The organism is Rhodococcus sp. P3_B8, from assembly GCF_056402775.1.
Genome location: NZ_JBFUGT010000173.1, coordinates 1 through 13,358, shown reverse-complemented (window position 1 = coordinate 13,358; position 13,358 = coordinate 1). Strand labels below are relative to the sequence as shown.

Below are 13,358 nucleotides of genomic sequence, written 5' to 3'. Positions count from 1 at the left end.
CAACCGGACCACGCGTTGCGCTGTGTAGAAAGCGTGAACTCAATCCTTCAAGATTCTTAACTGGACGCCTGGTCACCAGCGCGCGCACTCTGACGTCATCGGCTGAGTGGTCGTGGAGGCGAAGATTTTCTGAGGACGATTGGGGTAACTCGAGGTGACCACGACAACGGAATGCGGGTTCGGGCGCACCCCCGAGCACCGAGAGTCTGACTACCGTGAGAACACTGCGACGCCACATCGGGTCGATGTGGCGACCGTGCGCGGCGGTGAGCCCCTGTTACGTGTGACGTGGTCTGATCCGGTCACCGGTGCTCGTGGTTACCTCGTCGTGCACACGTTGGTGTCCGACCTGGCAACCGGGGGCACCCGAATGCGGGCAGGCTGCACGATGTCGGAGGTGGAGGATCTGGCCCGAGGCATGGCTGCCAAGACCGCGGTTTTCGACCTTCCGGTCGGCGGCGCGAAGGGTGGCATCGACTTCCACCCGAAGGACCCCCGCGCCGTCGGTGTTCTGGAGCGGTTCTGTCAGGCGATGCGCCCGTGGCTGGCCGCGCACTGGGTGACCGCGGAGGATCTGGGGGTGCCGCAGCATCTGCTCGACGACGTCTTCGCGCGGCTCGGCCTACAACAGTCCTACCATGCGGCGATCAGCCGTGCGGAAGATCCGCAGAGGACTCTGCGCCGGGTACGAGCCGCGTTGAACGCCCCGGTGCCCAGCGGTTTTCTGCTGGGCGATGTGATCGGCGGTTACGGAGTCGCGCAGGCCTGCATCGGCACGGTGAACGCATATGGCTGGGTTCCGGCCGACACGACGGTGGCAATCCAGGGCATCGGCACCATGGGGGGCGGCGCGGCCTGGTATCTGTACGAGGCCGGTATGCGCGTGACTGCTGTCGCCGACGCCTTCGGCACGCTGTACTGCCCCGACGGCCTGGACGTTCCCGCGCTGCTCGACCTGCGGGACTGCTACGGCGAGATCGACCGCTCCCGCGTCCCCTCGCATGTTCAGCGGTTGCCGAGCACGGCTGTGATCGCCACTGCGGCAGACATCCTCGTCCCGGCCGCGATCTCGTATGCGATCACGGCGGATAACGTCGACCAGGTCGCAGCGAAAGTCGTGATCGAAGCGGCGAATGCCGCGACGACCCCGCGGGCCGAGGCGGTGCTCACCGGCCGGGGCATTCCGGTGGTCCCAGATTTCGTTGCCAATGCCGGAGCAGTCGCCTGGGCCTGGTGGGTACTACTGAGTCAGGTCGGCACCGACCCGGAGGACTCGTTCCTGCGGCTGCGTACCGAGATGCTAGCCAAGGTCGCGTTGCTGCTCGGGCAATGGAAACTGGACGGCGTGGCGCCACGGCAGACCGCGTGGGATCTCGTCGGGGCCAACCGCCGCGCGCCGGCTCCCACCGACCCTCTGGCAGTGCCGGCGCTCACCATCCCGTGAAGGTCGGCGATCGGCGAGAGAACACCGGGCCGGCGGCTACGGGACCGTCACGTGCTCGTCTGTGTGGCCTTGCGGTGAGCCAACAGTGCTCGCGCGTCGGGGTGGCAGCGGCCCGAGTGAGCGCGGTGCGGTGCGGTGCATTGCGGCATTGAGCTGACTGTTCCCGTTGTGCGAGAGTCGATATCGGGCGCGGCACGACGGTGCGTAGAGGCGTCGAGCCGCGGGCAGTGAGATTCAAGTCCATGGGGAAGATCACCCTCAACTGTGGTTCCGGGTGGTGGCGCATCGACTGAGGTCGACATTTCCGTGAGGTGGAACGGGACAGGCTCCGCTTCTGGTCGCACGCCTACGGCGTGCTCGAGGGGGCTGTCGTCACCCCCTACGATTCTTCGGTGACCGATTACGACGATCTCGACATGTTCGGTGGCCTCGATGCCTCCACCCTGCCATCCCGCCAGCAGCGGATTCTGGCAGCGATCCGGGACTGGGTGGCTGCACACGGATGCACGCCGAGCACCCGACAGATCGGGGACGCGGTGGGCCTGCGCTCCGCGTCGTCGGTGTCCCAGCATCTGAAGAGCCTCGAGGAAAAGGGCTTTCTCCGAAGGGGCACGGCCATGGCTCGGCAATTGGACGTGCGCCCGTTCCTCTCCGAGGGGAAGCAGGGTCGCTCGTCCGAAAACAATGTGACGGTACCGGTGGTCGGCGACATCGCGGCCGGCGCACCGATCCTCGCGGAGGAGCACGCCGATGAGATGCTGACGCTCCCTCGCGAACTCGTCGGCTCCGGCACCGTGTTCGGGCTGCGGGTGCGCGGTGAGTCGATGATCGACGCCGCGATCTGCGATGGCGACGTCGTTGTGGTGCGCCGCCAGGACGAAGCCCATTCCGGCGAGATCGTCGCTGCGATGATTGATGGCGAGGCCACGGTGAAGGTGCTCCGGCGCCGCGATGGCCACGTCTTTCTCGAGCCCCGTAATCCCGCGTATGCCGTGATCGACGGTGACGACGCAGTTGTCCTGGGCAAGGTGGTATCGGTGATGCGGCGGATCTAAGGGGCCGGACTCGGCTGCCGCCGACACCCTCCCCACGAATATTCTCGTGTGGGATCCACAGGCGGAAGATCGACATCACCGGTGGCTCGCCACCGCCGCTGTCCCGACAACCCGATGAGGAAAGCATGAACTACTTCGTTCCGCGAGGCGGCCTGCCGCCGCAAACCGACCTGACCACCGACCGCGCGGTCTTCACGGAGTCCTACGCGGTCCTGCCGCGTCGCACGATGAGCGATATCACCGCCAGTCTGCTGCCGCACTGGAACGGGACCAGGGCGTGGGTGCTGGCGCGGCCTTTGTCCGGATTCGCGGAGACCTTCTCGCAGTACATCGTCGAGGTCTCGCCTGGTGGCGGTAGTGACCGTCCCGATGCCGATCCGGGCGCCGAGGCGGTCGTGTTCGTTGTCGACGGTGCGCTCACTCTCACACTCGACGGGGTCGAGCATGTGCTGGATGCGGGCGGCTACGCCTTCCTCGCTCCCGGCGCCCGGTGGACCCTGCACAACCACGGTCCGGCCACCGCGACGTTCCACTGGATCCGCAAGACCTATCAGCAGGTCGACGGCATCGAGATACCCGAGTCCTTCGTGACCCGGGAGCAGGATATCGAGGGTGCCGAGATGCCCGACACGAATGGCGCATGGAAGACCCAGCGGTTCGTCGATCCGACCGACATCCGCCACGACATGCATGTCAACATCGTGTCCTTCGAACCGGGAGGTGCGATTCCGTTCCCCGAGACGCATGTCATGGAACACGGCCTGTACATCCTCGAGGGCAAGGCGGTGTATCTGCTCAACAAGGATTGGGTCGAGGTGCAAGCGGGCGACTTCCTATGGTTGCGGGCCTTCTGCCCTCAGGCGTGCTACGCGGGCGGGCCGAGTCGCTTCCGCTATCTGCTCTACAAAGACACCAACCGGCACGCCGGCCTCCAACTCGGACTCTCTTGAATCTGGTCATGATCCTGTGTGCCGCTGCCGTTGTCGCAAGGGTGGCGGCTCACGGATCGCCTGTGCGCGGGAGTCAATGTGGTCTGCTGGGAGCGTCGTGTTCGGTGCCGAGCTGATCCTGGCTGGCGGCCCAGGAGGCGAGGAGTTTGAGGGCGTCGGCGGTGGGTGTGCCGGCGGCTGCGGTGTAGATGTTGAGGTGTAGGCCGGGTTCGGAGGGCAGTTCGAGTGCTTCGAAGTCGAGGTCGAGTTGGCCGACGGCGGGGTGGCGCAGGCGTTTTCGGCCGCTGCGGTGGAATCGGACGTCCTGTGACGCCCAGCGTTGGCGGAAGAGTTCGCTTTGGGTGGACAGTTCCCCGACCAGCGCGATGAGCGCCTTGTCGTGGGGGTTGCGGCCTGCTTCGAGTCGGAGCATGGCGGCGGCGTCCCTGGCGATGGTGTCGTAGTCGACGAAGAATTCTTCGGCTGTCCGGGGGTGGAGGTAGACGAATCGGGTGGTGTTGGCGGGGCGGCGGGGGTCGGCGAGCACAGGGGAGTAGAGGGCGCGCGCGAGGTCGTTCATCGCGATGATGTCGTGGCGGCCGTTGCGGACCCAGGCCGGTGCGTCCGTGATGGCATCGAGTACTTGCTGGATTGCCGGGCGGACGGTCACCGGCGGAGTGCGGGGGCGGCGGGTGGTGCTTGCCTGTGCTTGCCGGGCGAGGGCGAAGAGGTGGTCGCGTTCGGCGTCGTCGAGTTGCAGGGCGACGACGAGGGCGTCGAGGACGCTGTCGGAGGCGCCGGCGAGGTTGCCGCGTTCCATGCGGACGTAGTAGTCGACCGAGACACCGGCGAGCATGGCGACCTCTTCGCGGCGCAGGCCTTTGACACGGCGGTTGCCGCCGTACACGGGTAGTCCGCTCTGCTCCGGGGTGATGCGTGCGCGCCGTGTGCTGAGGAACTCGCGGATTTCGGTGCGCAGGTCGGTCGAACTCATGAGTCCACGGTAGGCAGTGGCCGCCGGTTGTGGGAGGTACTGGCAGTACCCGGAACGTCCGTGACTCCCCGGGCGGCCTGAATGGAGGTCAACTGGGTGGCATGAAAGCGACGTACATGTTCGGCGCGGGCGATGTCCGCGTCATCGATGTTCCTGATCACACCATCCAGTCGTCCACCGACGCCCTGGTACGGATCGTGCGGGCCTGCGTGTGTGGCAGCGACCTGCATCCCTATCACTCCATGGAGGTCGATCCTGCGGGCAGATCGATGGGCCACGAGTTCATCGGTGTCGTCGAAGCGATCGGTACGGATGTGAGGACGTTGCGGGTCGGCGACTTCGTCATCGCACCGTTCGCGGTCTCGTGTGGCACGTGCGTGTTCTGCGCTGCGGGTCTGCAGACGTCGTGCGTGCGTGGCGGGTTCTGGAATGACGCCTCGCTGGGTACGGCGGGTGGTCAGGCCGAGGCGGTCCGGGTGCCGCTGGCCGACGGCACGCTGGTGAAGGTGCCGGTGGGCGAGGACGCCGACGATGCGCTGCTCAACTCCGTGCTGACGTTGTCGGATGTGTACGGCACCGGCTGGCATGCCGCGGTCCGCGGCGGCGTCGGCGCGGGCAGTGTCGTGACCGTGATCGGTGACGGTGCGGTGGGATTGTTGGCCGTGCTGTCGGCTCGCCTGCTCGGTGCCGAGCAGATCGTGTTGATGGGGCGGCACCAGGGGCGGACCGATCTCGGTCGCGAGTTCGGTGCGACCGATGTGGTTGCCGCGCGTGGCGAGGAGGGGATCGCGAAGGTTCGTGAGCTGACCGGCGGACTGGGCAGCGCGGTCGTCCTCGAGGCGGTCGGTTACCGGCCGGCCTACGACCAGGCGGTGGGCGTCGTCCGCGCGGGTGGAGTGATCAGTCGGGTGGGGGTGCCCCAGTACGAGGACGCGCCCGTCGGGTTCGGGAGCCTGTTCGGGCCGAACGTCACGCTGACCGGTGGTCCGGCGCCGGTGCGCGCCTACATCGAGCAGCTGCTTCCGGCAGTCCTGGACGGCACTGTCCAGCCGGGGAAGGTGTTCGACCGCACCGTCGGTCTCGGCCAGACGCCGGAGGGCTACGCCGCGATGGATGCCCGCGATGCGCTCAAGGTCGCGGTCCGGCCGTGACCACCGCTGTTTCCGGTCGGGCCACGGCCACCCCGGCCGCGATTCTGGGGATCATCCTGGCAAGCTATTTCATGGTGTTGCTGGACAACTCGGTGATCTTCACCGGATTGCCGAGCATCCGATCCGGGCTCGACCTGTCACCGGCGGCGCTGTCGTGGGTTCAGGACGCTTACACCCTCGTCTTCGGTGGTCTGCTCCTGTTGGCTGCCCGCGCGGGGGACATCGTGGGGCGGCGCCGACTGTTCAGGATCGGTCTCGCGATCTTCGGTACCGCATCCTTGCTCGTCGGAATCGCGCCCGCGGGATGGTGGATGATCGCCGCCCGCGCCGTGCAGGGAATCGGTGCGGCGATCGTCACACCGACCTCGTTGGCGTTGATCACGACCTATTCCGACGGCGAGGCCCGCAACAAGGCCATTGCCTGGTACGCCGCAACAGCCGGTATCGGCGCCAGCCTCGGCCTTCTGGTCGGAGGTGCGCTCACCGAGTGGATATCCTGGCGAGCGGCCTTCCTGGTCAATGTCCCGATCGCGGTCGCCTTGATCGTCTGGTCCGGCGCAGTGCTCGTCGAAACACCACGGCGAACCGGACGGTTCGACGTGATCGGTGCTCTCGGTGCGACACTCGGCATGGGCGCCGTGATCTTCGGAATCATCGAATCCGCCGAGGCAGGTTGGGGATCGGTACGGGTACAGGCCGCTCTGGCACTCGGGGCTCTCCTGCTGGTCGGGCTGGTCGTTCACGAGGGTCGGGTGCAGCAACCGATCCTGCCGCTGCGGTTGTTCCGCAGTCGCGAACGCGCCGGCGCCTATTCGGCTCGGCTGCTGTACCTCGGGGCGATGATCGGATTCTTCTACTTCACCACCCAACTCCTCCAGGACGGGTTCGGCTTCTCCCCACTGCAAGCCGGACTCGGCTTCCTCCCGATGACCCTCGTCAACTTCGTCGTCGCACTCATGGTGCCCCGCCTGAGCGCCCGGCTGTCGAACGGGACTCTGCTCGCGACCGGGACGGCGCTGACCCTGGCCGGCATGGCATGGCTGAGCCGCATCGGCCCACTCGATACGTATCTCATGGACGTTGCACTACCGATGGTCCTGGTGGGCGCCGGGCAAGGCCTGGCGTTCGGGCCGCTGACCAACGCAGGAATCGCCGGTGTCGATTCGGCGGACGCCGGCGCGGCATCCGGACTGGTCAACACGGCGCACCAACTCGGTATGGCACTCGGTTTGGGCATTCTCGTCGCACTCGCGGCCGACGCAGGCGCCAACGTCGACGGACCAGCAGCGGTGACCGAGCACGTCGGCGCCGCGCTCACCGGCGGCACCGTACTGCTCGCCCTCGCGCTGGTCGTCGTCCTCACGGTGATCGTGCCCGCTGCACGACACCGGCCCGTCGCATGACATCCGCTGGTCGAACCAGGTACTGCCGGTACCTGGTTCGACAGGCACTCCCAGCGCGCGCTGACCGAACCTAAGGTTGCAACATGACCATCCCCCAATTGACCTTGAAMAACGAAATCACGATGCCGGCACTGGGTTTCGGTGTGTACCAGACGCCGCCCGATGACACCGTTGCAGCGGTCGAGGCCGCATTGGAGACCGGATACCGGCACATCGACACCGCCGCTGCTTATCAGAACGAACGCGAGGTCGGCGAAGCCATACGCCGTTCGGGTATCGATCGCTCGGACATCTTCATCGAGACCAAGGTCTGGATCACCGACTACGGCTACGACGCGACGCTGCACGCCTTCGACAAGAGCGCCCGCAAACTCGGAATCGATCAGATCGACCTGCTGATACTGCACCAGGCTCTCCCTGGCGAGTTCACCCTCACCGTCGAGGCCTACAAGGCGCTCGAGACGCTGCTCGCGGACGGCCGCGTCCGCGCCATCGGTGTCAGCAACTTCATGTCCGACCACCTCACGCGACTGCGGGACGAGACATCGGTGGTGCCGGCGGTCAACCAAATCGAGGTACACCCGTACTTCCGCCAATCCGACGTGCTCACGGCCAACGCCGAACACGGGATCGTGTCCCAGGCATGGTCCCCGATCGGTGGCATCACTTTCTACCGCGACGGCTCGCACGGCTCCACGCTCGACGATCCCACCCTCCAGTCGATCGCAGCGGCACACGGCAAGACGCCGGCCCAGACGATGCTGAGATGGCACCTGCAGCAGGGCCGCCAGGTGATCCCGAAATCGGTCACCCCGTCCCGGATCACCGAAAACTTCAACGTCTTCGACTTCGATCTCACCGCCGATCAACTCGCCGCGATCGACGTTCTCGACACCGGTGTGCGCGGCGGCCCGGAACCGGACGACATCACCCGCGAGACATTCGGCCTCGAAATCCCCGAACCCTGAGGAGTACAGCAATGCAGATTGATCCCCACACTCCGACGACGAAGAACCCGCCCGAGCAATTCACCGGTGACGTCTGGCTCGACCGCATCGCCTTTCCCCGAGAACCCGGTCAGCGAATGGTAGTGGCGAAAGTGCGTTTCGCACCCGGCGCCCGCACTGCGTGGCACTCGCACGCCCACGGTCAGACCCTGCACATCACCCAAGGAACTGCCTGGGTACAGTCCCGTGGCGGCCAGAAGGTCGAAGCACACGCCGGTCAAACCCTCTACTGCCCACCGAACGAACATCATTGGCACGGAGCAAGCGCCGACTCGTTCATGGAACACCTCGCCATGCTCGACAACGCCGCCGACCCGGCCACCACCACGACCTGGCTCGAACACGTCACCGACGAGGAATACCTGACGGGGTAGTGACCCCTCGCCACCCGCAGAACCTTACCGAGGCCACAGATTATCCATGATCTGTGCGACGTCCTGGACGCTCATCGGCGCCGCGTCGAGGTTGTCCGCGCCGGGCCGCAATCCCGCGATCATGACCGCGAGGATTCTGCGCCAGCCGGTGTCGGTGCCTCCGCGGCGTCGTCGCGACGCCGCGGAGGGACCAGAAGATCAGGTCCAGGTCGGCGTCGGTGGCGTCATCGCGGATACGGCCGTGCTGCTTGGCTTGCGTCAGCAACTCGAACAGGATCCGTCGATACTCGTTCCTCAGAACTGTGGTCTGATCGTCGTTCCACATGCGAGACAAACATCCGCGGTTCGACGCCAGGATGGCACCGCTGCCGTAGAGCACCTGCTCCAGCCCCTCGCCCTCCGGTGTGGAAAGGGCCTCTTCGGCCAGGGCCGTGCCGGCTCTCCGTAATCAGTGAGCAAGATGTTCGCCGGTTTGATGTCGCGATGGAGAATGTCGAGTCGGTGTGCTGTCTCCACCGCGCCGGCCACCTTCACACCAAGCCGCAACGCCTCAGGCAACGGCAGCGGACCGTGGTCGCGGATCCGGACGTCGAGAGAATCCTGCTGATGGTATGGCATCACGATGTAGGAAAGGCCGCTGTTGGTGGCACCGACCTGCGGGACGGTGACGATGTTCGGGTGCCCGGTCAGACGGCCCATCGCCCGTTGTTCCCGGAAGAATCGCTCCCGATTCTCCTCGTCGAGCTCGACGAGGAGAACCTTCACCGCCACCGTGCGATCTAATGGGGTCTGGATGCAGCGCTAGACAACACCAAAACCGCCGCGCCCAATTTCCCGGGCGTCATCGAACCCGGTCGCCCTCAGCTCGGCGACCGGGGGAGTCGACTACGACTCTGTGTCGAGCGGATCACCTGTGCCCATCACATGGTCTATTCACGACGCCGCTGTCGTTCCTGTGCACTGGTCCCGACGGCACGACCAGTAAGGGAGGATCGACCTTTCGCTCACTTCTCGATGACGTCTTCTCAAGGATATCGCTGCTGTCGGTTGTGACCGATTAGGGCACCTGCCAACCGCCGACCTTGCATGCTGAGACTCCGACGCATCTGGCGTTGCATGGAGATTTCGACGGCTGGCGTGCCCGACGCCCGCGAGCTTGCGACCAAGCCCGAGTTCGGCGATGACGATGTCACACTGCCACGGGACTGAGTGCACGACCCATACACCCTGCTTCAGTCCACAGGCCCACCCCATGCCTACATCGCACAAAGGGGCCCCTACCGACTGAACTCGACGGCACCTATCTCAGTTGCCACCTCAGAACGCGACTGACGGTGGACGATCGTGGGTCGAGCGGAGCCTTTGTGGCGAGGCGTCCGGCGGGGAGGCGCGCGGGTTTAGCCGCGGTTGAAGATCTCACGCAGCCGGACGGCCCACTCCGCGATCACTTTGGGAGGGGTGTCCTTCTCGGACAGGACTCGCATCTGTGTGGTGTCGATCGTGCCGTCGAGTCCCTCGATCGGACTGCCGGCGTCGCCACTTCCGTTGAATACCCCCTGGCCTGCAGGTGAGAGAAGGTAGTCCATTACGATCTGGGCATCGTCCTGGCGTGGAGACTTTTTGAGGATGCCGGCAATGAACGGAGATGCCCAGCCGTCCTTGATGAGCACAGAGTCGATCGGCGCYCCTCTGCTCTCGAGGTCGTGCACGACGGCAGGGCTGGCGGTGTAGGCGACGCCGATCTCGCCGGAGGCCACAGCCTGCGCCATCGGGATGAGCGAGGGGTAGAACTTCGGATTCTGCTCCGCCAACTCAGGCAGATAATTGGGACCGTTCTTGTCCTGGAGGTACTGCAGATAGGAAGCGAGCACAGCGCTCATCGTGTCTCGCACGCCCAGCCGATTCTTGACCTCTGGCGCGAGCAGATCGTCCCAGGTTTCGAAGCCGTCAGGAAAGGCGTCGGTGTTCCACAAGATCATGCTGAACGGTGAGTAGGACACGATCGGCGCGTGGCCGTCGACTCCCCAGTCCGGGTAGGTCTTGGCGGCATCAGCGGTCACAGGGGCCAGGTTGTCCTTGTTACGCAGGAACCATGAATCGCCGGACATGATGAAGATGTCGGCGCCGTCCGCACCGGTTGCGATCTCTGCGTCGACCTTGGGGACCAAGTCCGATGCACCCCTGGTGATTTCGAGGGTGATATCGGGGTGGGAGGCGTTGAAGGCGTCTTCGAGCCTTTTGTTCTGCGAGGGTGCCGCCACGCTGTAGACGTGGACCGTTCGCCCGCCGTCGCCGAAGAACCCGGCTGCCGGGACGCAGGCAGCGAGCAAGGTGGTCGCGAGCGCGGCCGCCAACACGGCGACGCACTTGGTCAGATGTCTCATGTTCTGGTCCTTCTGCCTATCAGAGCTTCTCGAGAGCACGGCTACCTCCGAACAGCAGGGCCAAGAAGACGCCGATTGCGGTGATTGCGGTCATCGCAATCGCGATGACCGCGACTTGCGGGTAGCCCCCTGCGTCGTATTGTTCGAACAGGGCCACGGACATCACGTTGACTTCGGCGGAACGGATGAGCAGCGAGACGCCGAACTCGTGGATCAAGAGGACGAACATGATGGCCGCCGACGAGGCCATTCCGGCGCGCCCGAGCGGCAAGATGACGCGGATGAACGTTCGGAGGGGACCGGCACCGCTGACCCTCGAAGACTCGACGGTCGTGCGGCCGAGCGCTACGAGCGTGGCGAGCTGGTAGCGCACTGCATACGGCACCATGATCGTGACGTAGGCGAGGATGAGTCCTGTTTTGGTGGCGTAGAGCCCGATCGACGGATTGGAGTAAGCGAAGAGGAAGCCGAAGCCGAGCAGTGCTCCGGGCATTGTGAGTGGGATGTTGGCGAGGACGTCGAGGATCACTGACAGTGGGCGCCAGAGACGGTCTCGGTTATAGATCCCGAGGGCGATCAAGGTGCCGAGTGGGAGGACGATTGCGACGGCGGTGACGGAGGCGAACGTGCTGTTGAAGATGGACTCGACGAACACCCTGTCCTGGAACACCGAGGAGAAGTTTTGAGTCGTCAGCGCATCGAAGGAAACCGACCCGCTCCAGAACGGCGAGAGCGCCACGAATGCAAGTGCCACCAGCGGCGCCAGCGCTGACAAGACTGTGAAGAGCAGCACCACCAACGTGGCGCCGATGTTTCCCCATCGGCTGGTGCTCGCTGGCGATGCTGCGCTCACGGTTCCGACGAACCGGTCCTGTTTGCCGATCAGGCCCCGTTGCACCATCACCATGACGAGGGCGAGGACCATGAGGGGTGTGCCGAGCGCGGCGACGACCGAGTAGTCGATCGGGTACTGCGCGGATAGCTCGAACATGCGCACCGTGATCACGTCGAGCCCCTCACGACGGCCCAGGATGAGGGGGCCGGTGAACTGACCGAGTGCGAGGAGGAAGCACACGACGCCGGCGTAGACGAACACCGGTCGCAGCAGGGGAAGCGTCACGGTCAGGAGGATGCGCAGTGGCCCGGCGCCGTTGACACGGGCCGCCAGGGCGTAGTCACCACCCAAGTTGCGCAAGCCGGCGTACACGAACAGGTATACGAACGCTGCTAGGTGAATGCCGGTGTAGACGATGATCCAGAACTCGCTGTAGACGTTGATCGGGCCGGCGTCGCCGTCGAAAAAGGGTGTGGCGCGCAGCAGGGTGTTCACGTACCCGTTCTCCGGGGAGAAGAGAAACACGAATCCGACGACATGAGCGACGCCAGGAATGATCATCGGCAGAACTGGCATGAACGCCAGGTACTTTCGTGTTCGCGGCGATGTTGCGTGCATGCACAGCGCCAGGCCAGTGCCCACGATCAACGCGACGATCAAGGATCCGACGCCGAGGACGAGCGTCGTGGCGAACATCTTGCCGACTCCGTCGAGCTCGAGTACGCCGCGCAGGCCGGCCGCGCCGTCGGCGAAGGCCTTTTGTTGCAGCGGGACGACTGGCAGCAGGACCAAACCGCCGACCAGCACAGTGAGGACAAGCCACGGTAGTTGACGTTTGAATCGACGCGCGAACGCGATCGGGGACGCCCCTCTTCCCGGTGCCGGCGTCTGGTCGATGACGACGTCGTCTGTTGTGGCATCGCGGGTGGCAACGTCAGTGGTCATGACGACACTCCGGCGACCTGGTGGGTGCGATCCGTCCGGTCGGCCCAGTCGGGAACGAGCCGGCCATGGTCCTGGCTGTAGCAGCGGGCTTTGTCGATCGGAAATCCGACCTCTACCGACTGGCCCGGTCGTAGGTCCATCGCCCCTGTCGGGATCCGGGCGAACAGTCGGAGGTCACCGATCTCGACGACGCACTCGCTRGTTTCGATGCCCGGCAATAGTTCGACGATGCGGCCGTCGGCGAGCCAGGCAGTCGCGGTGGCCGTAGTGGCATGCGACGCGGGAGATGAGATGTCGTCTGCTGTGGGCCGCACCAACAGGTGCTCGTCGCGGAGTCTGAGAGCAAAGGATCCGCGGAGATCGTCGCGGGCTAGACCAGGAAGTCGTTGTCCGGCGAGGGCAACGCCGCCATCCTCCGCTCGAAGCTCGAGTCGATTCCTGGCGCCGAGGAAGTCGGCGACGTACTCGGTCGCGGGAGCGCGATACACCTCGATCGGATCGCCGACCTGCTCGATTCGGCCCGCGTTCATGACGGCGACCCGGGTGCCCAGCGCGATGGCTTCCTCCTGGTCGTGCGTGACGTGGACGGCTGTGAAGCCCAATTCGCGGTGAAGAAGCCGGAGTTGCGCACGCAGTTCGACGCGCAGGAGAGCGTCGAGATTGCTGAGAGGCTCGTCGAGAAGCAGCAGCGTGGGTCGCGGAGCCAGAGCACGCGCAAGCGAGACGCGCTGCTGCTGGCCGCCACTGAGCTCTGGTGGGTACCGGTCTGCGAGGTGGCCGCATTGCACGATGTCAAGGACTTCCTCGACACGCCCACCCTTGAGTGCTGCGCTATGG

12 protein-coding genes and 2 pseudogenes are annotated in these 13,358 nt (G+C 65.3%); 8 read left to right on the top strand and 6 right to left on the bottom strand.

What is annotated here, in order from left to right; genetic code table 11:
* Positions 1-154 precede the first annotated feature (154 nt).
* The 3 genes from AC1D1G_RS31410 to AC1D1G_RS31400 all read left to right on the top strand — a co-directional run bounded on the left by AC1D1G_RS31410 (position 155) and on the right by AC1D1G_RS31400 (position 3,449).
* Positions 155-1,444: a Glu/Leu/Phe/Val dehydrogenase dimerization domain-containing protein gene (locus tag AC1D1G_RS31410; RefSeq protein WP_317568836.1), complete on the top strand. Its 1,290-nt coding sequence runs from the start codon at positions 155-157 to the stop codon at positions 1,442-1,444.
* A gap of 392 nt (positions 1,445-1,836) precedes the next feature.
* Complete coding sequence (lexA, locus tag AC1D1G_RS31405; RefSeq protein WP_283335321.1) at positions 1,837-2,499, top strand: transcriptional repressor LexA; 663 nt, start codon at positions 1,837-1,839, stop codon at positions 2,497-2,499.
* 125 nt (positions 2,500-2,624) lie between these two features.
* Positions 2,625-3,449 carry a bifunctional allantoicase/(S)-ureidoglycine aminohydrolase gene (locus AC1D1G_RS31400; RefSeq protein ID WP_283335322.1) on the top strand — a complete coding sequence of 275 codons (825 nt, stop codon included), beginning with the start codon at positions 2,625-2,627 and terminating at the stop codon, positions 3,447-3,449.
* 73 nt (positions 3,450-3,522) lie between these two features.
* On the opposite strand, the gene AC1D1G_RS31395 is transcribed toward AC1D1G_RS31400, so the two are convergent.
* Positions 3,523-4,422, bottom strand: a complete 900-nt coding sequence (locus tag AC1D1G_RS31395) for a helix-turn-helix transcriptional regulator (protein WP_477955092.1) — start codon at positions 4,420-4,422, stop codon at positions 3,523-3,525.
* Positions 4,423-4,523: 101 nt separating this feature from the next.
* On the opposite strand from AC1D1G_RS31395, the gene AC1D1G_RS31390 reads away from it, so the two are divergent.
* The 5 genes from AC1D1G_RS31390 to AC1D1G_RS31370 all read left to right on the top strand — a co-directional run bounded on the left by AC1D1G_RS31390 (position 4,524) and on the right by AC1D1G_RS31370 (position 8,805).
* Positions 4,524-5,573 (top strand): alcohol dehydrogenase catalytic domain-containing protein, encoded by a 1,050-nt coding sequence (locus AC1D1G_RS31390; RefSeq protein WP_477955090.1) that lies wholly within the window; start codon positions 4,524-4,526, stop codon positions 5,571-5,573.
* Positions 5,570-6,976, top strand: a complete 1,407-nt coding sequence (locus AC1D1G_RS31385; protein WP_477955088.1) for an MFS transporter — start codon at positions 5,570-5,572, stop codon at positions 6,974-6,976. Before AC1D1G_RS31390 ends, AC1D1G_RS31385 begins: the two co-directional genes overlap by 4 nt.
* A gap of 83 nt (positions 6,977-7,059) precedes the next feature.
* A complete protein-coding gene (locus AC1D1G_RS31380) occupies positions 7,060-7,944 on the top strand; it encodes an aldo/keto reductase (RefSeq protein ID WP_477955086.1) in 885 nt (294 codons plus the stop codon).
* Positions 7,945-7,955: 11 nt separating this feature from the next.
* Positions 7,956-8,357 (top strand): (R)-mandelonitrile lyase, encoded by a 402-nt coding sequence (locus tag AC1D1G_RS31375; protein WP_280780278.1) that lies wholly within the window; start codon positions 7,956-7,958, stop codon positions 8,355-8,357.
* Between the two features lie 46 nt (positions 8,358-8,403).
* Positions 8,404-8,805, top strand: coding sequence for a hypothetical protein (locus tag AC1D1G_RS31370; RefSeq protein ID WP_477955085.1), 402 nt, complete (start codon positions 8,404-8,406; stop codon positions 8,803-8,805).
* Here AC1D1G_RS31370 and AC1D1G_RS31365 read toward each other — a convergent pair.
* From AC1D1G_RS31365 to AC1D1G_RS31345, 5 genes and pseudogenes are all read right to left on the bottom strand, one after another.
* Positions 8,793-9,221, bottom strand: a pseudogene (locus AC1D1G_RS31365) (serine/threonine-protein kinase); the annotation flags it as partial. The gene AC1D1G_RS31370 and the pseudogene AC1D1G_RS31365 sit on opposite strands and share 13 nt — an antisense overlap.
* A 533-nt stretch (positions 9,222-9,754) precedes the next feature.
* Positions 9,755-10,741, bottom strand: coding sequence for an ABC transporter substrate-binding protein (locus AC1D1G_RS31360; protein ID WP_283335330.1), 987 nt, complete (start codon positions 10,739-10,741; stop codon positions 9,755-9,757).
* A gap of 19 nt (positions 10,742-10,760) precedes the next feature.
* Entirely contained in the window at positions 10,761-12,521 is a 1,761-nt protein-coding gene (locus AC1D1G_RS31355; protein WP_477955084.1) for an ABC transporter permease, read from the bottom strand.
* Positions 12,518-12,835, bottom strand: coding sequence for a hypothetical protein (locus AC1D1G_RS31350; RefSeq protein ID WP_477955093.1), 318 nt, complete (start codon positions 12,833-12,835; stop codon positions 12,518-12,520). Before AC1D1G_RS31350 ends, AC1D1G_RS31355 begins: the two co-directional genes overlap by 4 nt.
* Before the next feature lie 411 nt (positions 12,836-13,246).
* Positions 13,247-13,309: pseudogene (locus AC1D1G_RS31345) on the bottom strand (hypothetical protein); the annotation flags it as partial.
* Positions 13,310-13,358: the final 49 nt, after the last annotated feature.